General features: G+C 68.0%; 15 protein-coding genes. 7 read left to right on the plus strand and 8 right to left on the minus strand.

The features are described from left to right. Positions 1 to 6 precede the first annotated feature (6 nt). From JQX13_RS37045 to JQX13_RS37065, 5 genes are read right to left on the minus strand one after another with little or no spacing between them, the layout of a single operon-like run. The gene (locus JQX13_RS37045; RefSeq protein WP_203404149.1) at positions 7 to 636 is read right to left on the minus strand and encodes a tetratricopeptide repeat protein; all 630 of its coding nucleotides are present in this window, start codon (positions 634 to 636) and stop codon (positions 7 to 9) included. After that, complete coding sequence (locus JQX13_RS37050; RefSeq protein ID WP_203404150.1) at positions 633 to 1,595, minus strand: hypothetical protein; 963 nt, start codon at positions 1,593 to 1,595, stop codon at positions 633 to 635. The genes JQX13_RS37045 and JQX13_RS37050 overlap by 4 nt, the downstream gene beginning before the upstream one ends. Continuing rightward, positions 1,586 to 2,773 carry a hypothetical protein gene (locus JQX13_RS37055; protein ID WP_203404151.1) on the minus strand — a complete coding sequence of 396 codons (1,188 nt, stop codon included), beginning with the start codon at positions 2,771 to 2,773 and terminating at the stop codon, positions 1,586 to 1,588. Before JQX13_RS37055 ends, JQX13_RS37050 begins: the two co-directional genes overlap by 10 nt. Continuing rightward, positions 2,770 to 3,411, minus strand: a complete 642-nt coding sequence (locus JQX13_RS37060) for a hypothetical protein (RefSeq protein ID WP_203404152.1) — start codon at positions 3,409 to 3,411, stop codon at positions 2,770 to 2,772. The genes JQX13_RS37055 and JQX13_RS37060 overlap by 4 nt, the downstream gene beginning before the upstream one ends. Positions 3,412 to 3,430: 19 nt before the next feature. Next, positions 3,431 to 4,069, minus strand: a complete 639-nt coding sequence (locus JQX13_RS37065) for a hypothetical protein (protein ID WP_203404153.1) — start codon at positions 4,067 to 4,069, stop codon at positions 3,431 to 3,433. A gap of 496 nt (positions 4,070 to 4,565) precedes the next feature. On the opposite strand from JQX13_RS37065, the gene JQX13_RS37070 reads away from it, so the two are divergent. Further along, positions 4,566 to 6,842 (plus strand): ATP-binding cassette domain-containing protein, encoded by a 2,277-nt coding sequence (locus JQX13_RS37070; protein WP_203404154.1) that lies wholly within the window; start codon positions 4,566 to 4,568, stop codon positions 6,840 to 6,842. A gap of 178 nt (positions 6,843 to 7,020) precedes the next feature. Here JQX13_RS37070 and JQX13_RS37075 read toward each other — a convergent pair whose 3' ends face one another. After that, complete coding sequence (locus JQX13_RS37075) at positions 7,021 to 8,571, minus strand: ChaN family lipoprotein (protein ID WP_203404155.1); 1,551 nt, start codon at positions 8,569 to 8,571, stop codon at positions 7,021 to 7,023. A gap of 106 nt (positions 8,572 to 8,677) precedes the next feature. Between JQX13_RS37075 and JQX13_RS37080 the strand changes: the two genes are divergently transcribed. Next, positions 8,678 to 11,455, plus strand: a complete 2,778-nt coding sequence (locus JQX13_RS37080; protein WP_203404156.1) for a TonB-dependent receptor plug domain-containing protein — start codon at positions 8,678 to 8,680, stop codon at positions 11,453 to 11,455. Beyond that, positions 11,455 to 12,294: a 5'-nucleotidase C-terminal domain-containing protein gene (locus JQX13_RS37085; protein WP_203404157.1), complete on the plus strand. Its 840-nt coding sequence runs from the start codon at positions 11,455 to 11,457 to the stop codon at positions 12,292 to 12,294. The genes JQX13_RS37080 and JQX13_RS37085 overlap by 1 nt, the downstream gene beginning before the upstream one ends. A gap of 24 nt (positions 12,295 to 12,318) precedes the next feature. Here JQX13_RS37085 and JQX13_RS37090 read toward each other — a convergent pair whose 3' ends face one another. Next, positions 12,319 to 12,543, minus strand: coding sequence for a TIGR04563 family protein (locus tag JQX13_RS37090; RefSeq protein ID WP_203404158.1), 225 nt, complete (start codon positions 12,541 to 12,543; stop codon positions 12,319 to 12,321). A gap of 5 nt (positions 12,544 to 12,548) precedes the next feature. Continuing rightward, a complete protein-coding gene (locus JQX13_RS37095; RefSeq protein ID WP_002628981.1) occupies positions 12,549 to 12,761 on the minus strand; it encodes a TIGR04563 family protein in 213 nt (70 codons plus the stop codon). A 443-nt stretch (positions 12,762 to 13,204) separates the two neighbouring features. On the opposite strand from JQX13_RS37095, the gene tilS reads away from it, so the two are divergent. From tilS to glmM, 4 genes are all read left to right on the plus strand, one after another. Then, on the plus strand, positions 13,205 to 14,575 hold the full coding sequence (gene tilS, locus JQX13_RS37100) for a tRNA lysidine(34) synthetase TilS (protein WP_203404159.1): 1,371 nt from the start codon (positions 13,205 to 13,207) through the stop codon (positions 14,573 to 14,575). Positions 14,576 to 14,756: 181 nt separating this feature from the next. Further along, positions 14,757 to 16,676: an ATP-dependent zinc metalloprotease FtsH gene (gene ftsH / locus JQX13_RS37105; RefSeq protein WP_203404160.1), complete on the plus strand. Its 1,920-nt coding sequence runs from the start codon at positions 14,757 to 14,759 to the stop codon at positions 16,674 to 16,676. 90 nt (positions 16,677 to 16,766) lie between these two features. Beyond that, positions 16,767 to 18,017 carry a dihydropteroate synthase gene (folP, locus tag JQX13_RS37110; protein WP_203404161.1) on the plus strand — a complete coding sequence of 417 codons (1,251 nt, stop codon included), beginning with the start codon at positions 16,767 to 16,769 and terminating at the stop codon, positions 18,015 to 18,017. Between the two features lie 190 nt (positions 18,018 to 18,207). Next, on the plus strand, positions 18,208 to 19,602 hold the full coding sequence (gene glmM / locus JQX13_RS37115) for a phosphoglucosamine mutase (RefSeq protein WP_203404162.1): 1,395 nt from the start codon (positions 18,208 to 18,210) through the stop codon (positions 19,600 to 19,602). Positions 19,603 to 19,692 lie beyond the last annotated feature (90 nt).

Consider the following 19,692-nt stretch of genomic DNA (forward strand, 5'->3'; position numbering starts at 1 on the left):
TGTCTCCTACTTCTGCTGCCGCTGCAGCTCTTCGAGCTTCTTGCGGACGTCCGGGTCGCTCTCGATCGTTTCCACCTGCTCGTAGATCTCGATCGCCTTGTCGCGCTCGCCCATCATCAGCAGCAGCGAGGCCTTGGCCCGCAGAAACTCCGGGTGGGACTTGTAGCGCTGCAACACCGTCTCACACCACTCGAGCGCCAGGTGATAGTTGCCCTCCTTGACCGCCTCCTGCATCAGGGTGCGCGCGCGCGTGATGCTCACTTCGGGTGAGCTCTCGTCGATGCTCAGGCCTCGTGCCCGGTAGGCCTCGATGAGCGACTTGTCGGCGCTCGTCGGCGGTGGAGGAACCACCCGGGTGGCCGGGATGGTCTTGACATCGCCACTCCCCGCGCCGTGCTCGATGACGATCCGCTGTCCCGTCGAGAGGACCGGCACGTCGACCTCGGTGATGAGGTTGCCGTCGTTCCACCGGACCTTCATCACCGTCGTCGACCCGAAGCCGAAGGGCCTCATCAGCGTTCCCTCCTCCTTGAGCGCCGGGTGCTTCTGGGGCTCCGGCTCGACCAGGTAGTAGGTGTAGTTACGCGCCGCGCAGGACACGAGGAGTGGGAAGAGGAGGAGCAAGAGCCGGTTCATGGCAGGAAGGGCATCCAGGAGAGGTTCATGAGGGAGAATCCGACCCCGATCCGCCCGTTGGTCGAGGCCGAGAGGGTCACTCCGTAATTGGAAGTACCAATGGGCACACGCACCATGAAGACGGCCGTGAGCAAGGGGTCGATGAGCTGCTGCGGCTGTCCCGAGATGCCGGTCACCACGGCGGTCGGCACGCTCAGCAGCACCTTGGCGCCCACCATGATGTTCAAGGCCCTCGGCACCACGCGGTAGTAGGAGGCACCGACGCCCAGCACCGGGTCGAAGAGCGACACCGACACCCCGGAGAGGTTGGCGTTGGTATCGCCCCACTGCTCCGCCCAATCGAGCGAGACATGCTGCCCCGGGTACATGGTCACGTCGATGAAGGTGTGAGTGAGGCTGTCAGCTCGTGCGCGGCGATCGAGCTCCCGCGCCAGGGAGAAGTTCCTCCGGGTGCGTGCCGGCTCGGTCAGCCTCGGATCGAAGTTCTCGGCGAGCACGATGCGGCTGTTCTTCAGGTCGATGATGCGCAACGACACGCCTTCGGCCGTTTCGTCCAACCAGATCGCCGTGCGCGCGGGTGAGGCACTTCCGCGGCTCATCTCGTCCAGCCGGGTGATTTCGGCCGTGCCCAGACTGGTCGTGAACTGCTCGAGCTTCCCCTCCTCGACGTACAGGCGAGGCGCCATACACGCCTCACACGAGCGCAGCGAGGCCGCACCGAAGACGCGCACCAGCGTCGCCAGTGCTTCGGTCGGATACCAGGCCCGCGACTCCTCGAACGTGGGAGTGACGCTCACGACGATGGCGGGCGTCAGGTCCTTGGCCACGAAGGCGCCGTCCTCGAGGCGCATGGCCAGGGTCTCCTCGAAGCGCGAGAGCGCCTCCCGTGTCGTCTCGCGCTGGGCGAGGGCCGTCATCGGTAGCAATGCGGCGAGCAGGACGAGGCGCGCTAGAAGCAAAATGACACCTCCACGCCCAGGGCGTGCACCTGGATGGGGCCCAGGTTCACGTAGCGGCCGATCGAAGGGGCATTGTTCATCGAAGGCAGCGATTCGACGAACACCGAGGCGCCGATGCGGTTCTTCACTCGCAATTCGAGCCCCAGCTGCAACGTGCCGAAGAGTGCATGGGGCTGGCCCTTGAGGAGCTCCGTGGCCAGGTCCTCGAGGTTGGGGACTCGGTCCTTGAACACCAGCGCGCTGAGTCCATGGATGGACGTCACCGAGCCGCCGACGAAGCCGTAGAGGTCGGGACGGGTCAGCGACGTCACCGACCCAGAGAGAAGACGCGAGATGCGCCCCTGGACCATCACCCCCACGTGCCTCTGAGGCATCCAGCTGGCGCCCAGCATGAGGCTCCCGGTCCAGGCGCGAGCCTGGGTGAGCGGCGCTTCGGCACCGGCCTGCAGCCAGAGGAAGGGAGCCACCATCACCGAACCACTTCCCGGGGCATAGCTGCGAACCCCGAAACGAACGGGCACCAGGTAGACGCTTCGTCCCCGCAGCGTGTCGAGGTACTCCTGCCGCGCCTCGGAGGCGCTCTTCAGGCGATCCGCGGTGCGCAGCAGCGCCGGAGACGAGGTCGAGGTGGACAGGGTCTTCGCATAGACGATGGGCAGCGCCGGCTCGAGCGCCGTGATGCGCGCGCGCAGCACCAGCGCGGCGCCCTCCACCTCGAAGTCGAGGAAGAGGGCATGACGGCTGCCGGAGAGGGCTCCCGCCGTGGAGAGGGCCTCGGGTTCGTCCACGCCACGGGAGATGATGGTGCCCTTGGCCCCCGAGTGCACCACCACCGACGTACACTGCGGGCAATGCGCGAGAATCACCCGGGTGCGTGGGTTCTTCACCACCAGGGAGGCGAAGTGGTTCTCGATCAGCGCCTGGAGCCCGCTGCCGAAGCCCACCGGCACGCTGACATCGGCGAGCACCACGGGCGTTTCCAGGGCGAAGACGGGCTGCTCGATCCAGCTGAAGACGAGCTCGTCGAGCAGATCATAGGCCTGGAGCTGGATCTGCGCCGCCACCTGCGCTCGCAGCGACTCGAGCTGCGCCCTGCGCGCCTCGGTGACCGTCTGCTCCTCGGCCAGGGCGGATACCGGCAACAGCGCGAAGGCCAGGCACAAGAGCACGGGCCTCACTGCAACCACCTCCACTCGCCACGCATGCACAGCCCGGCATGGAGTTGCGTCTCGCGCGCATCGATGATCATCAGCCCCAGGAAGGCGTCCCGCTCGTCGAGCACCCGCTGCGCGAAGTAGCGCGCGCAGGCGAGCGGGTAGGCCTTGCTTGCCGGCATGCGCCCAAGCACCGCGATGTCGCCCGCGGCGAGTACCGGTACCCGGTCCGACACCTTGTGCCCGCGCTCGGCGAGCTGCGTCCTGGCCGCGACCGAGATCTTCGCCGCCACCGCTGGCTCTGGATAGAAAGCATCCACGTGCCAGGTGAGCTCGCCGGAGCCGAGGGCACTCGCGATCCGGGTGATCTCACCCACCGTCTGGTCCAGCGACGAAAGGATGACCTCGTCACGGTCGGGTCTCTCCCCGTAGCGCATGAAGCGACGGGTGCAGGCGAGCGCGTCGGTGACCCCGGAGGTGCCACGGGGCGTTAGATCCGGAACCAGATCCGGATAGCGTTCGTGCGCCTGGGCCTGGCTGAGGCGGGTGCACTCCAGATTGCGGGCCTCTTCCTTGCTCTGCCAGGGCCCGGCGATGGGATCGTTCGCGCGTACCCCGTAGATCGGTAGAGGCATCAGGAGGATGAGCAGCAGGAGCTCCATGGGTCTCTCTTCCGGGGGCTCACTTCGTACTGGACGGAGGTTCGGGCTCGAAGCCGCGCATCACCACCGAGCGCATGTGCGCATTGAACGCGAGCTGACTGAGCTGGCCGTAGAAATCACGAGAAAAGTCCCGGCTGGCTCTGTCGCCGCCCAGTTTCTCCGCCTCGGACCGGACGAGGAGATCCAGCACGCCATTCACCGCCCACACGCTGAATCCGGAGTAGCGCACGAAGCGCCCCTGCAGGTTATCGGAGGCGAGCAGGAACCCGCTGGAATCACGAATGGTGACGTCCTGGGAGAAACTGGACTCGGTGATGGCGGGCACCAGCGTCAGCGTCAGCCCGGAGAGGATCCACAGAAGGGTGCTGTTGTCCTCGTGAAGCAGCCGCGCGCGCAGGTCGATGATGAGGTCCGGCCTGGCCTCGCCTTCCTCGTCACCACCTACCATCCCGCCCTGTTGCACCTGGACATCGACCTGCGCGCCCTGTGTCGTGAACAGCGTACGCAGGTGTTGGCACAGCTGTTGCGCCTCGTCCAACTTGAGGTAGTCACCGGGGATGCAACGCAGCAGAAACCGCTGGCCCTCGAAATTGGCCACCTGGGGGTCGATGATGACCGGGCGCTGCAGAGATACGAGCGGTTGGTAGACCGTCGTCACGCAGCCAGAGAGTATTACCGCGAGAAGCCACAGTAGGCCCGCGTGAAACCACCCGGACGCAGAATGTCGTCGGCTCATGGGGATGCGACTCAGTCATCTGGCGCCGCCGCTGAATGCAAAGGCTACGCCAGGGCACGAAGACTAGCCACTGCCCAGAAGAAAACACAAGGGCCATCTGCGGATGTCCGGCACATGGCGCACCCGCTGCCACTCACTCCCGCCGGGTTGGCGGTCGAAGTTCAAGGGGGTCCGCCCGCGTCCGCCCCGGTGCGGTGGTCCGACACCCATTCGTCACGATAGAGAAACACATTGATTCAAACCTTGCCCTCAAACATCAATCATGCCAAGGCAATCACATACCATCAATAGCTGGTGTTTTTTACTCGCGTCGTAGCCGCCATGGGCTGTCAGGCTGGGAAGGAGCCGCCCCGACAATCTCGGAGAGCCATGGTTCGCCCGTGCGATGCGTGCCCCCATTCCTCTATACTCCCGGCCCATGCCCACCGACGTCGAGCACATCGAGATCCGCGGCGCGCGGGAGAACAACCTGCGAGAGGTGAACCTCCGGATTCCGAAGCGGAAGATCACGCTCTTCACCGGCGTCTCCGGCTCCGGCAAATCATCCATTGTCTTCGACACCATCGCCGCCGAGGCCCAGCGCCAGCTGTTCGAGAACTTCAGCCTCTTCGTCCGGAACTTCCTGCCGAAGGTTCCGCAGCCCGCGGCGGACGCGATCGAGAACCTGAACATGGCGGTGATCGTCGACCAGAAGCGACTGGGCGGCGGCTCGCACTCCACGGTCGGCACGGCGACGGACATCAACCCGCTGCTGCGGCTCCTCTTCTCGCGCGTCGGGCAGCCGCACGTCGGATACTCGAACCAGTTCTCGTTCAACGAGCCGCAGGGCATGTGCCCCGAGTGCAACGGCATCGGGCAGAAGCTCGGCGTGAGGGCAGACGGCTTCCTCGACATGTCGAAGTCGCTCGCGGAGGGCGCGGTCCAGGTCCCGGTGTTCGCCAAATGGGAGAACGGGATGTACGCCGCGTCGGGATTCTTCGACGTGAACAAGAAGCTGTCGGAGTTCACGAAGGAGGAGATGGACCTGCTGCTCTACGCGTCGCCGCGGAAGTTCAAGGCGAAGTTCAACGGCAACGACATGAACGCGACGTACATGGGCATCATCGAGAAGTTCACGCGCGCGTACATCAAGCGGGATCTCAAGACGCTCTCGCCGAGGACGCAGAAGGCCGTCACGCCGTACCTGACGATGGGGCCATGCCCCTTGTGCAAGGGGGCTCGGCTCAGCCAGGCCGCGCTCGGTTGCAGGATTCAGGGGAAGAACATCGCCGAGCTGACGGCGATGGAGGTCGATGAGCTCTTGCCCTGGGTGAAGGCGCTCGAGGGCGCCGCCGAGGCGCCGCTGGCGAAGGCGCTGGCGGAGCGGCTCGGGCACGTGGTGGACATCGGGCTGGGGTATCTGTCGCTCGACCGCCCCACCGACACGCTCTCCGGCGGCGAGTCGCAGCGGATCAAGATGGTGAAGCACCTCGGCTCCAGCCTGGTGGAGGTCCTCTACATCTTCGACGAGCCCAGCGTGGGCCTGCACCCGCGCGACGTGTACCGCCTGGGCGCGCTGCTCCGGGCGCTACGGGACAAGGGCAACACGGTGTTGGTGGTGGAGCACGACCCGGACGTCATCAAGATCGCCGATCACGTCGTGGACGTCGGGCCTCACGCTGGCCGGAAGGGCGGCACCGTCGTCTTCGAGGGCTCGTACGAGAATCTCCTGAAGTCGAAGACGCTCACCGGTCAGTACCTCGAGCGCCAGCTGCCACTGAAGGAGACGCCGCGTCAGCCGAAGGGAAGGCTGCCCATCCGGAACGCGCGCGTGAACAACCTCAAGGACGTGAGCGTGGACATCCCGTCCGGAGTGCTCACCGTCGTCACCGGAGTCGCGGGTTCGGGGAAGAGCTCGCTCATCCACGAGGTGTTCGTCCCGACGACGCCCGGTGCGGTGGTCATCGATCAGTCCGCCGTTGGCACCTCCAGCCGTTCGACGCCAGCCACCTACACCGGCGTGATGGACGATCTGCGCAAGGAGCTGGCGGACGCGAACGACGTGGACGCTTCGCTGTTCAGCTTCAATTCGAAGGGCGCGTGCGAGACGTGCAACGGGCTGGGCGTCCTCTACACCGACCTCGCGTTCCTGGAGGGCGTGAAGACTCCCTGCGAGACGTGTCATGGCAAGCGCTTCAAGGACGAGGTGCTCGAGTACAAGCTCGAGGGGAGATCCATCAGCGACTACCTCGCGCTGAACGTCACCGAGGCGCTCGCGGCGCTCGGGTCCGGCAAGGGCGCGAAGAAGCGCGTGCCGCTCCTACGGAAGCTGGAGGCGATGCGCGACGTCGGCCTGGACTACCTGACCCTGGGCCAGCCGCTGAACACGCTCTCGGGCGGCGAGTGCCAGCGCATCAAGCTCGCGACCGAACTGCACAAGAAGGGCTCGGTCTACGTCCTCGACGAGCCAACGACGGGCCTGCACATGTCCGACATCTCGCTGCTGATGAAGATCATCGACCGGCTGGTGGATGAGGGGAACACCGCGGTCGTGATCGAGCACAACCTGGACGTGATCCGGAGCGCGGACTGGGTGATCGATCTCGGACCCGATGGCGGAAGCAAGGGCGGCGAGGTCGTGTTCGAGGGGCCGTCGGCGGAGCTCTTGAAGGCGAAGAGCTCGCTGACAGGCGCGGCGCTCCGCGGCGAGTTCTGACGGAAGCTCGCCGCCGAGACCGCGTAGATCTTGCCGTCGGGGGCGTAGACGAACATCAGGCCGACGCCAATCGCCTGCGTCAACGTGTGGCCGTCGCTCCGGGTCGCGGTGATGGTGGTCTCCCCCGGCCTCAGTCCCTTGATGGCGCAGTGGTGTTTCCCACGCCCGAGGCGTGAGCTTACCGGGAGAGGCGGCGGACCCAATCGAAGTAGGTGGCCCGGGGATCCTCCAGCGGATCCCGGAACAGCGCCCGGAGCTCCGCCCGGTCCACCTGGTCCCCGTCGAAGCCCCGGTAGAGCGCGTCCCCGAGCAGGTAGCCCAGCGCGTGGCTGACGCCATGGAAGAGTCGGTCCTTGCGCAGGGGCAGCAGCTTCACCGCCTCGTCCGGAACCTCCACCTCCGCCGCCTTGTGCGCCAGCACGAACGCGGCGATCTGCCGCTCCACGCCCCGGGCCTGGGCGAAGCGCAGTGCCCACTCGCCCGGCCCCACGCAGCCGCGCCGCGGGTTCACCAGCTTCGAACCGAAGAACCCCAGCGCCTCCTCCAGGCACCGCGCGTAGAAGGCATCCGAGGCCCGCCGTGGCGCCTCCATCGCGTCTCCCACCGCGCAGTGCCGCACGAAGTGCGCCGCTTCCTCGGCCGCGTGGTTCAGCGACAGTGACGCCAGGTACGCCGTCCGGGCCCGGGGGATGTAGCAGCTCTCCCGGGACAGGATGTGCCGCCGCAGTTGCAGCAGCTCGCCCTGGGTGAAGCGGCCCCGCTGTTGGATGCGCACCAGTGCGTCCTCGTCCGCCGCCGTCACCACCTCCACCTCGTCCAGCCATCGGCCCACCGGCACGCCCGCCAGCCGGCCGATGAGGCTCGCCATCTCCCGGAAGCGCTCCGCCGCGCTGCGCTCCCGCAGCGGCGAGTCCCCGGACTCGGCCTCCAGGTAGTCCAGGAAGCTCTGCTGGCACACCACCGGCGAGGCGTTCAGCAGGCACAGCGCTCCGTCCGGCAGCTCCACCGCTTGCGACATGCCCACCTTGCCCTCGCGAGCGAGCCGCCAGTACACGCCCTCGGCGTTCTGGTACACCACCAGCCCGCGCAGCCCGTGTCCCTCGCCGAGCGCCCGCTCCACCTGCGCCGGAAGGTGGCAGGGCGCCACGTGGTACTGGCCCACCAGCACCATCACCCGCGGCCTGTCCTCCGCCCGCACCGCCCGGGCGATCCGCTCCGCCGCGTACGCGTCTCGCAACTCCAGGGAGCGCTTGCCCTGGGCGCGCCGATCGATGCCCACCACCTGCAGCCGGTGACGCTTCGCGTAGGCCAACAGCGTGCGCACTCCGGACCAGGCGCCCTGGCTCGTGCCATGTCCCAGCCGGGCGAGCAGCGAGCGCTCCGAGAGGCGCCCCGCGAGGAAGGCCTCCACGTAGGACTGGTGCCGGCCCTCCACGCACTCGAGCGCCAGCACGAGCCGCCGGCCCGCTTCGCGCACGCCCTCGACCAGCTCCAGGTACGTCTCCTGCGCCAGCGGCAGTGTGTGGTAGTCGCCCACGTACACGACGTCCGCCGCCTGCACCTGCTGAGACACCGCCGAGGCGGGGAGGATCCGCCGGTACTCGGAGGTGCGCCGACGGTAGCGGGCCTCATAGCTCCGGAAGGCGGCCGATTGTCCCTCGACGGCCCGGGCGATCTGGGCCTTCTGGCGGCGGAACAGGGCGAGGTGAAGGGCGAGCGACGCGCGCATGGACGCTCACCACTCGCATGCACCCGCCACCCCGGCAAAAATTCGGCGGCTCCTCCACCCCCTTCCTTGACGTGCCGAACCCCTGGGAGGACCATCGGGATTACCTGTGAAGTCCGTCCTTTCGAGCCCACGATCCGTCCTCTTCGCGCTCGTGCTCCTCGCGGCGCTGCCCGTCCATGCCCAGGAGAAGTCGACCCTGCTTCACACCGCGCCCGCGCAGGCGGAGCCCGGAGTGGCGCTCGTGGTCGATGGAGTGCTCTCCGGGACGCAGCGCATCATGCGCATGGTGTTGCGCTACCGCGGGCCCGGCGAGCCGTACTCCGAAGTCACCATGGAGCTGCAGTACGGCGATCTCTACCGGGGTGTCATCCCGGCGGCGAGCCTGGTTCCACCGGGCGTCGAGTACTACGTGGAGGGGTTCACTCCGGGTGGGGATCGCGTTCCGCTCTTCAAGAGCGCCACGCGTCCGGCCCGTGTCGTCGTCGTGGGTCAGGTGCCCTCGACCCGGACTCCGCTGCGTGAGCCCTCCCGGCCGGCGGAGTCTGCGTCGAGGGCCGAGCGCAAGCCCGAGCCCGCCCGGAAGCGCGAACCCGCCCCGAGAGCCGAGCGCGGGCCCGCCCCCCCCCGGAAGTCAGAGGCCTCCGGAGCCGACGAGGCGATGGCGGCCCTGACGGCCGACGTGCCTCCGGAGCAGGAGCCCGTCGCCGCCCCTCCGGCGCCCACCCGGTCCGCCGAGCCCGCGCAGCCCCAGCCGGAGCGCTCGCAACTGGAGGAGGACCTCGCCCTCTACACCGCCGAGGACACGCTGGCGCTCGCCACCCGGCACGAGGAGAAGGTGAAGAAGGTGCCCGCGATCGCCGCCTCCTTCGGGCGCGAGCAGATCCGCGCGCTCGGTGCGCGCACGGTGGCGGACGTGCTGGACGTGGTACCCGGTCTCACCATCAGCCGTGACGTGCAGGGCTTCCACCGCGTCGGCGTCCGCGGCCTGCGCAACGACGCCGAGGTGCTCTTCCTGCTCAACGGCCAGCGCCTCAACAGCTTCTTCGACGGCAAGGCCCTGATGAACCTGCCGGTGGAGAACCTCGAGCGCATCGAGGTCATCCGGGGGCCCGGCTCGGCGCTGTACGGTGCCGGCGCCTTCCTGGGCGTGGTGAACGTCGTCACCCAGCGTGCCGAGGGCCTGCTCGCCGCCGTCTCCGGTGGCGGTTTTCCCGAGCTCGGTGACCGGCTCGCGCCCACCCTGGACGGCCATGTCTCCGGCGCCCACACCTTCGGCCGCTTCAAGCTCTTCGGCGACGCGGACGTCTGGTACCAGAAGGGGGACTCGGAGCCCATCGAGAAGGACGCGCTCGACGCGGAGACGCTCGCCCAGAAGATGCGCGATGCGTTGGATCCCGTCGGCTACACCCAGGACAAGCGCTTCCTGCTCAACCTGGGCCTGGGGTTCGACCACGAGCTGTCGTCCAAGAGCCAGCTCAGCGTCTCCGCGCGGATGCTCTCCGAGGAACGCTCCGCCCTGGTGGGCCTCTTCGACACCGCGGGCTCGGACTCGAGCCTGGGGTGGCGGGTGTTCCTCGGCAGCATCACCTACACGCACGAGCTGAACGACCGGGTGAGCCTGCGCGCGCGCCTCTATGGGGACCATCAGGACACGGACCGGCTCTTCCAGATCGGCCCGGACAACTTCCGCACCGGCCCGGATGACGATCAGCTCTTCCCCGAGGGACTGCTCGAGCAGACGCGCGTCTCCGTGCTCTCGCTCGGCGCCAGCGTGGACTCGGACATCTCGCTCTTCGAGGGCAACCGTCTCTCGCTGGGCGCCGTGGCCGAGCTGCAGACGCTGGGTGACTACGACTACGCGACCAACTACACCCTGGACAGCCGGCACCGGCCCTCGCTGACCACGCCCGAGGGGGTGGTGGACATCCTGGAGCTCGCGGACGGCGCGGCCTCGCGGCGCCTGTCGCTCGGTGCCTTCGCGCAGGATCAGTGGACGGTGGTGGAGCCGCTCACGCTCACCTTCGGCGTGCGCGTGGACGCCACCCAGCTGCCGTCCGTGAACGACGCCAAGGTCATCACCGGCTCCCGGATGGTGCCGAGCATCAACCCGCGGGTGGGGCTCGTCTTCTCGGCCACGGACTCGCTCGTCCTCAAGCTGCTCTACGGCCGCGCCTTCCGTCCGCCCACGCTCCAGGAGCTGGTGGAGACCATCCCCAATACCGACTACAACCAGGGCCGCTTCGAGGGGAACGCGGACCTGCGGCCCGCGGTGGTGAACACGCTCGAGGCCGGCGCGGATCTCATCCAGTCCTCCGGTGAGGCGCGCGTGCGCCTGCGCGCCAACGCCTTCCTCGAGAGCTTCTCCAACCCCATCACGGCCGTGGACACCTCGGGCAACATCGTCCCGGTGCGCAACCGTGAGCTGGGCGTGCTCGTCTACGGCGTGGAGGGCGAGGCCCGCCTGGAGGCCTCCAAGCGCGCCAGTGCCTGGGTCAACGCCAGCCTCTTCCGCGCCGAGGACCAGGAGCTGCCGGCCAACCACAAGTACCTCACCGACGTCCCGCAGGCGCGCTTCAACGCCGGCGTGTCCATGCCCATCGGGGACTTCATCAACTTCGATCTCGTGATGCGCGCGGGCGCCGAGCGGCGCAACAACACGCGCTCCGTGCTGGAGCTCATCCGCCGCTACACGATTCCCGCCTACAGCCTCATCACCGCGCAGGTGCGCACCGAGCCCATTGGCGACCACTTCGAGCTGGCCGTCGTGGTGCAGAACGTCTTCGACTCCGACATGCGCGACGACGCCCCCCGGCCGGACCGTATGCCCGGCCTGGTTCCGCGCGAGGGCGTCTCCGCCTTCCTCACCTTGAGGGCCCGCAACTGATGTCTCGCACGCTCACCGCCACCGTCCTCGCCCTGGCGCTCGCGCCGGGGCTCGGCTGTCTCCAGTACAACGACCAGTGCCGGCCGTTGGTGGACGATCCGGAGGCCGTCATTGGCTACCTGGCCGACGACGTCTTCCTCGACAAGCCCTTCGCCCGCCACGACAACCATGCGCTCGGGCAGCTCGCCGCGGATGCCTTCCGCCACGCCTCGGACGGCACTCCGGCGCCCGCGGAGCTCGGCATCATCAACGGCGGCTCGCTGCGCGCCGAGGGCCTGTGTGTCACCCGCACCGTCATCCCCAAGGGCCCGCTCGAGAACGGCCTGCTGCACGAGATCCTCCTCTTCGAGAACTCCGTGGTGACGGTGGACCTCACCGAGCAGCAGCTGGTGGACATGTTCGAGCTCTCGGTGGCGGAGCTGTACCCGGTGGGCCAGCCCATCGTCTCGCCCTCCGGCGCCTTCCTGCACGTGTCCGAGGGCACCACGGTGCGCGTGGACTGCGAGCGCCCCCGGGGGCAGCGCGTGGTGGAGCTGAAGGTGAACGAGCGCACGGTGCCACTGCCGCCGCGAGCGGATCCGAGCATCCGCTACCGCGTGGCCATGTCCGACTTTCTTCTACAGGGAGGGGATGGCTACGGCGCCATCTTCAAGGACGCGGCCTCGGACCTGTCACGCAACCCCGTCACGGCGACGTCGGCCGAGGGCAAGGCCACGGACGCCAACCTCACCGAGGCCTATATGCGGGCGAAATACCCGACCGAGAATCAGGCCCTGAAGGAGGCTGGCCGCGTCATCTTCGACCACTGTGCCCGGCCCGGCCGGCCCGTGGTGCAGTAGGGCCGACAGCGGGGGGCACGTTCATCAGGACTCAGACTGCGACCCATCCGGCCCGTTGGGCTGGGTGGGCGTGGGGCCGAAGACGTCGTTGGGCGATGGCATCTTGCGCAGCTCGGCGCGGGCCACCTTCCACGCCTGCTGGACGATCCACGAGAGCGAACGATCCTGCCGCGTCGCCTCGCGCTGGATTTCATCCAGCATGTCCTCGGGGAAGTAGAGGGATTGCTTTCGATGATCGGTGGCGGCCATGAAACTCAGGACCTCCCTTCTTCACGGGGGTCCTGCCGCTCGTCACCCGTCACGTCGTTCACAGCGGGGAACGACTTGATTCGGTCACGAGCGATCTTCCAGGCCTGCTGCACGACCCACGAGAGGGAGCGATCCTGGCGGTTGGCCTCCTCCTGGATCTCCTTCAGCATCTCCTCGGGGAAGTAGAGGGACTGCTTACGCTTGTCGGTGCCTGCCATCCTGGATCTCCGCAGCGGATACGAGGTGACGACCTGAACACACCGGGGCGGTTATCCGACAGACGCCCTGACGGGTCAACGGTTTCGGCGTGCTCCCGTACCGTATGCAGCCGTGCATGCGCCGTCCGCGAAAAAAACCCGCAAAAGGGAACGCCCCGGGTCCTTGCGAGAAGAACCCGGGGCGTTCCGGAAAGAAGGACCGCCAGGACATATCCCGGCGGCCCCGTGGGCCCAGAGGGGGAGGGGGGGGACCCCTAGGCCCAACTCCGTCGAAAATCCACGTTCAAAACATCCTGTGTCGCGCGACCATTTCCCCCATCTTTTCCCCGACCAACCCGACCCTCGCGACCTTCGTGACGATCATAAGAATCGTCGTCGGCCCCTTCAACCGGCCGCATCCGGTGTAACCGGACTCGCCAGATTCTGATTCCTTCCCCTGTTCAATGCTCCCCACAGAAGACGCGAGCGTCCTGTTTTTGACGACCCTGGAAGCGGCGTACCGCCACTTCGGGCTGGTGGGCGGCTCCGTCCTGCTGGCCGTCTCCGGAGGAGCGGACTCGACCGCGCTGCTCGTGGGGACCGCGCGAGTGCGTGAGTCGCTCTCACTGCGAGTGGAGGTGGCCACACTCGATCATGGCTTGAGGCCCGAGGCCCGGCACGAGGTGGAGGCGGTCGCCCGGTTGGCGGCTCGCTGGGGGTTGCCCTGTCACGTGCGTGCCCTGCACCTGGCACCGGGCTCCGGAGTGGAGGCGCGGGCACGCGAGGCTCGCTACGCGGAGTTGGAGGTACTGCGGCGCGAGCGCGGCCTTCAGGTGGTGGCCACGGCGCACACGGCCTCGGACCAGGCGGAGACGCTCCTCATGCGGTTGGTGCGCGGTACCGCCCTGCGAGGCGCGGCGGGCATCCATCGGGCGCGGCCCTTCCTCGTCCGCCCGCTCATCGAGCGGACACGCGAGGAGGTGGAGGCCTTCCTGGCGGAGCAGGGCATCCCCTTCGTGACGGATCCCATGAACGTGGATCCGTCCTTCCTCAGGACGCGCATCCGTCACGAGGTGCTGCCGGTGCTCGCGAGGGCCGCGGGCTTCCCCGTGGTGCCTCGCCTGGCCGCCTTCGCCCGCCTGGCCGCCGAGGACGAGGCCCTGCTGAGCGAGCTGGCGAACGGGGCCTGGGGCCGGCTCGCGCTCGCGGATGGGAGCCTGGACGCAGTGGGAGTGCGCGCCCTGGAGCCGCCCCTGCGACGCCGGGTGCTGGCGCGACTGCTGTCCGAGGCCGGCGCGGAGGTGGATGATGCGTCGTTGGCCCGGGCGCTGGGTGCCGTGGAGACGGGCCGGACCGTGACGCTCCGGGGTGGAGGGGCGCGCGGAGGGCTCCAACTCCGGACCGCGGGCGGACGCGTCCGCTGTGTGCGTCCCGAGCGGCCCGGAGAGCCACCCCCGGTGCTGGTCCTGGCGGGGGAGGGGGCCTCGGGGGTTCAACCAGGGACGGGTTGGGCCTTCACCGTGGCGTCGGAGCCCCCGCCGCCGGGCACCCTGGGATTGTCGCTTCCCGAGGGGCTCTCCTGGCCCCTCACGGTGCGGACGCGGAGGCCCGGGGATCGGGTGAGGGGATCCGCGGGCTCGCGCAAGCTGCAGGATGTGCTGGTGGACCGGCGCATCCCCGCCGAGCTCCGGGACGCGCTGCCCGTGGTGACGGAGGCAGGGGGGGATCTCCTCTGGATTCCCGGGGTATGGAATTCGCCGGCCGTGTCCGCTGTACGGCTCTTCCTGTGGGCCACTCCACCGGGCGCGAGCACGCCCGGCTCCTCTTCGTTATAGAGTCGACCACTGAGGGGGCTCTTCGGGGATGGAACCCCCAAAATAGTTGAGGCGTTTTTGCTGTTGCTGATACCGTCCGATAAACGGGCAACGCGCCCGGTGTCGTGACAAACGGTCGAAACTGCTGGGCATTTTTCGGCCGTGCCCTCATACCGCCGAGCACCGAAAGGGCAGCTGACACGTGCGTTCGACTTACAAGACCATCGGCCTTTGGGTCATCCTGATCGTCCTCTTCGTCGCCTTCTACAATTTCTTCTCCACGGGCAGCGACCAGGTGCAGGAGCCGACCTTCACCCAGTTCCTGGCCAAGGTGGAGGACAAGAAGGTTCGGGCCGTCTCGGTCAAGGGGAACACCTACTCGGGTGTCTTCACTGATACCGACGAGAAGTTCCGGACCACCGGCCCCGAGGCGGATGCGACCGTCCTCGAGCAACTGCGCAAGAACAATGTGGACGTGAAGTACGAGCGGGAGGAGCAGAACAGCCTCTGGCTGACCATCCTCGGTCAGTGGATGCCCGTCGTCTTCCTGTTCCTGTTCTTCATCTTCTTCATGCGCCAGCTCCAGGGTGGGAGCGGCAAGGCGATGACCTTCGGCAAGTCGAAGGCGCGGCTCCTGAATGAGAGCCACAACAAGGTCACGTTCGCGGACGTGGCCGGCGCCGACGAGTGCAAGGAGGAACTGGAGGAGATCGTCGCGTTCCTCAAGGATCCCAAGAAGTTCACCAAGCTCGGTGGCCGCATCCCCAAGGGCGTGCTGATGATGGGCCCTCCGGGTACCGGCAAGACGCTGCTGGCCCGCGCGGTGGCCGGTGAGGCCGGGGTTCCCTTCTTCTCCATCTCCGGCTCGGACTTCGTGGAGATGTTCGTGGGCGTGGGCGCCAGCCGCGTGCGCGACCTGTTCGAGCAGGGCAAGAAGAACGCCCCCTGCATCATCTTCATCGACGAGATCGACGCCGTGGGCCGTCACCGTGGCGCGGGCCTCGGCGGTGGTCACGACGAGCGCGAGCAGACGCTCAACCAGCTCCTGGTGGAGATGGACGGCTTCGAGTCCAACGAGGGCGTCATCCTCATCGCCGCCACCAACCGTCCGGACGTGTTGGACCCCGCGCTCCAGCGCCCGGGCCGCTTCGACCGGCGCATCGTGGTGCCCCGTCCCGACCTGAAGGGCCGCCTGGGCGTGCTCAAGGTGCACACCCGCCGCGTGCCGCTGGCTCCGGAAGTGGACCTCGAGGTCATCGCCCGTGGTACTCCGGGCATGACGGGCGCGGACCTGGAGAATCTGGTCAACGAGTCGGCGCTGATGGCCGCCCGCCAGAACAAGGAGCGCGTGGACCTCAGCGACTTCGAGCAGGCCAAGGACAAGGTCTTCATGGGCCCCGAGCGCAAGTCCATGATCATGACCGAGAAGGAGAAGCGGAACACCGCCGTCCACGAGGCCGGCCACGCGCTCATCGCCAAGCTGCTGCCGGGCTGCGATCCCCTCCACAAGGTCACCATCATCCCGCGCGGCCAGGCCCTGGGTCTCACCTGGAGCCTGCCCACCGAGGACAAGGTCAACGGCTACAAGAAGCAGATCCTCGATCAGATCACCATGGCCATGGGTGGCCGCATCGCCGAGGAGCTGATCTTCAACGAGATGAGCTCGGGTGCGTCCAACGACATCGAGCGTGCCACCGAGACGGCGCGCGCCATGGTGTGCCGCTGGGGCATGAGCGACAAGCTGGGGCCCCTGGCCTTCGGCAAGAGCGACGGTGAGGTGTTCCTGGGCCGCGACTTCAACTCGGCCAAGGACTACTCCGAGGACACCGCGCGGCAGATCGACGCCGAGGTGCGTGGCATCGTGATGGGCTGCTACGAGACCGGCAAGCGGCTGCTGACCGAGCACCTCGAGGGCCTCAAGCGCGTGGCCGATGCGCTGGTGGAGTACGAGACGCTGGACGCCGAGGACGTCAACATCCTCCTCCAGGGTGGTCAGCTCACCCGCGAGCGCCCGCCTCCCCGCGTCGTGGCTCCGCCCTCGAAGTCCACCGAGAAGAAGGACAAGCGGAAGATCCTCGACGCGCTCGAGGGGCTCCCCAACATGGAGCCGAACAAGGCGTAGTCCGAGCCGCGCTTCCGTGTAGAACCCGGGCCCTCTCCACTCACGTGGGGAGGGCCTTTCTGTTTTCCGCATCCCCGGAGCCGACCCGATATGCTTCGCGCCCGCCCTGTCCGCGCCGATCGCCCCGCCGACCTCGAGCCGGCCTTCCTCCGCATGGGGCTGCCCACGCCCGCTCGCGAGTACCTGCTGGAGAAGCTGCCCGCGTTCCACGTGCTGCTCACGGGCCTGGAGCGCGAGCAGGGCCGCTTCCTGTCGGGCCTCTTCGCGGAGTCCACCGCTCCCGGGCGTGAGGAGTTCCCCTCGTGGGTGGCGGGGGACCCGCGCACGCGGCCCGGCACGGGGCTGCTCTCGGGGCGCAAGGATCAGTTCGAGCGAGTGATCTCCGAGGCGAAGGCTCGTCCGGAGTTGGCGGGGCTCGCCGCGGCGTTGGCGCGCGTGCTGGAGTCCGCGCTGCCACCGGCCCCCCTGGTGCTGGGCGGGCGCACCTTCACCTTCGGGACGCGCACGTACGTCATGGGCGTGGTGAACGTGACGCCGGACAGCTTCTCGGACGGCGGGCGCTACTTCGGCACCGAGTCCGCCGTGGCCCATGGACTGCGGCTCGCCGAGGCGGGCGCGGACGTGCTGGACGTGGGCGGTGAGTCCACCCGGCCGGGCTCGCCGCCCGTGCCCGCCGAGGAGGAGATGGCGCGCATCGTCCCCGTCATCCAGGGCCTGCGCGCTCGCACGGACGTGCCCATCTCCGTGGACACCACCAAGGCGGCGGTGGCCCGCGAGGCGCTGAAGGCCGGCGCGGTGCTCATCAACGACATCAGCGGCTTCACCTTCGATCCCGAGCTGCCTCGTGTGACGGCCGAGGCCGGGGCCGCCTGCTGCTTGATGCACATCCAGGGCACCCCCGAGACGATGCAGAAGGATCCTCGCTACGACGACGTGGTAGACGAGGTGCTGGCCTTCCTGGAGGACGCCGTGGCGCGGGCGGTGGCCGCGGGCGTGCCGCGCGAGCGGGTGCTGGTGGATCCGGGCATCGGCTTCGGCAAGACGCTCGGGCACAACCTCTTCCTGCTCCGGCGGCTGGAGGAGCTGCGCGTGCTGGGGCTACCGCTGCTGGTGGGCACCAGCCGCAAGGGCTTCCTGGGAAAGCTCGTGGGAGGCAAGCCAGCGAACGAACGACTGGCCGCGACGCTGGGCTCGGTGGCGGCCATGGCCGGAGCGGGGGACGCGGACTTCGTTCGGGTACACGACGTTTCCGAAGTGAAAGACGCGCTCGCGGTGGCCGATGCCGTGCGCGAAGCTCTGGAGGGCGGGTCTCTCTACCAGTCGCCGAAGGTGCGGGGTTGAGGGACATTCTCCCTCAGGGAGGATGTATGAGGCGTTCCGACCTACCAATGGGTGGGGTGGCCTGATTGGCCGCAAGCTTGTCCAGGGAGCTTCTACTCCCTAGCTTCGGGCGCTGTGGAGGGCGGGATATAAGCCCTCGGCGTTGGCGGCCCGGCGTCACAGCCGGCCTGGAAAGGTGGAGCGGCACACTATGGCGTACAGGATGAACATGCCCCCGAAGGAAGAGAGGGCGTCTCAGCGGCTTTTTGGCACGGACGGCGTCCGGGGCGTGGCCAACGTCTACCCGATGACGGCGGAAGTCGCGATGCAGCTGGGTCGTGCGCTCGCGCACCTCATCCGCAACGGGCCTCACCGGCACCGCGTCATCATCGGCAAGGACACGCGGTTGTCCGGCTACATGCTGGAGCAGGCGCTCGCCGCCGGCATCATCTCCATGGGCGTGGATGTGGACCTGGTGGGTCCTCTGCCCACCCCGGGCATCGCCAACCTCACCACCTCGATGCGAGCGGACGCGGGCGCGGTCATCTCCGCCTCCCACAATCCGTACCAGGACAACGGCATCAAGTTCTTCTGGCGCGACGGCTTCAAGCTGCCGGACGAGACCGAGGCGAAGATCGAGGAGCTGGTGGCCAGCGGCGCCATCGACTCCATCCGTCCCACCGCGACCAAGATTGGCCGGGCCTTCCGCCTGGAGGACGCGCGTGGCCGCTACATCGTCTTCCTCAAGACGACCTTCCCCCGCGAGCTGACGCTGGAGGGGCTGACGGTCGTCGTCGACTGTGCCAACGGCGCCGCCTACAAGACGGCCCCGGCGGTGCTCGAGGAGCTGGGCGCCAAGGTGATCGCGCTCGGCGTGCAGCCGGACGGCAAGAACATCAACAACAAGTGCGGCGCGCTCTACCCGGAGAACCTCGCGCGGGCGGTGGTGAAGCACGGGGCCAACGTGGGCATCGCGCTGGACGGTGACGCGGACCGCCTCATCGTCGTGGACGAGAAGGGCAAGGTGGTGGATGGCGACGCCATCATGGCCATCTGCACCGGCGAGCTCGTCACCCGCAAGGAGCTGAAGAAGAAGACGCTCGTGTCCACGGTGATGAGCAACATCGGCCTGGAGCGCGCGGTGTCCCGCTGGGGCGTGAAGGTCGTCCGCACCAAGGTGGGTGACCGCTACGTCGTCGAGGAGATGCGCAAGAACGGCTACAACATCGGCGGCGAGCAGAGCGGCCACCTCCTCTTCCTGGACCAGACGACCACGGGAGATGGCACCCTGGCCGCGCTCCAGCTCCTGGCCGTCATGTGCCGCCAGCAGAAGCCGGTGAGCGAGCTGGCCTCCATCTTCGAGCCGGTGCCGCAGACGCTCGTCAACGTGGTGGTGAAGCAGAAGCGCGAGCTGGGCGAGCTGCCCACGGTGATGCGCGCCATCCAGGACGTGGAGAAGAAGCTGGGCAAGGAGGGCCGGGTGCTGGTGCGCTTCTCCGGCACCGAGCCCAAGGCCCGCGTCCTCATCGAGGGCACCGACGCCGCGCGCAACGAGCAGTACGCCCGGGAGATCGCCGAGGCGCTCACCAAGGCGCTCAACGGTTGACATCTGGTCTCTGGCCGCGAATAGAAGGGCGCGCGCGGGCCGGAGCGAGGCATGCTCCGGTCCGATGCCCTCGCGAGGAGAGCGGCCGAG

Source organism: Archangium violaceum (assembly GCF_016859125.1).
GTDB classification, from domain to species: domain Bacteria; phylum Myxococcota; class Myxococcia; order Myxococcales; family Myxococcaceae; genus Archangium; species Archangium violaceum_A.

Excerpts from the sequence above, each read along its gene's own strand:
- folP (WP_203404161.1), top strand. The coding sequence starts at position 16,767 with ATGCTTCGCGCCCGCCCTGTCCGCGCCGATCGCCCCGCCGACCTCGAG.
- JQX13_RS37095 (WP_002628981.1), bottom strand. The coding sequence starts at position 12,761 with ATGGCAGGCACCGACAAGCGTAAGCAGTCCCTCTACTTCCCCGAGGAG.
- JQX13_RS37060 (WP_203404152.1), bottom strand. The coding sequence starts at position 3,411 with ATGGAGCTCCTGCTGCTCATCCTCCTGATGCCTCTACCGATCTACGGG.
- JQX13_RS37075 (WP_203404155.1), bottom strand. The coding sequence starts at position 8,571 with ATGCGCGCGTCGCTCGCCCTTCACCTCGCCCTGTTCCGCCGCCAGAAG.
- JQX13_RS37090 (WP_203404158.1), bottom strand. The coding sequence starts at position 12,543 with ATGGCCGCCACCGATCATCGAAAGCAATCCCTCTACTTCCCCGAGGAC.
- JQX13_RS37045 (WP_203404149.1), bottom strand. The coding sequence starts at position 636 with ATGAACCGGCTCTTGCTCCTCCTCTTCCCACTCCTCGTGTCCTGCGCG.
- JQX13_RS37070 (WP_203404154.1), top strand. The coding sequence starts at position 4,566 with ATGCCCACCGACGTCGAGCACATCGAGATCCGCGGCGCGCGGGAGAAC.
- JQX13_RS37085 (WP_203404157.1), top strand. The coding sequence starts at position 11,455 with ATGTCTCGCACGCTCACCGCCACCGTCCTCGCCCTGGCGCTCGCGCCG.
- glmM (WP_203404162.1), top strand. The coding sequence starts at position 18,208 with ATGGCGTACAGGATGAACATGCCCCCGAAGGAAGAGAGGGCGTCTCAG.
- tilS (WP_203404159.1), top strand. The coding sequence starts at position 13,205 with ATGCTCCCCACAGAAGACGCGAGCGTCCTGTTTTTGACGACCCTGGAA.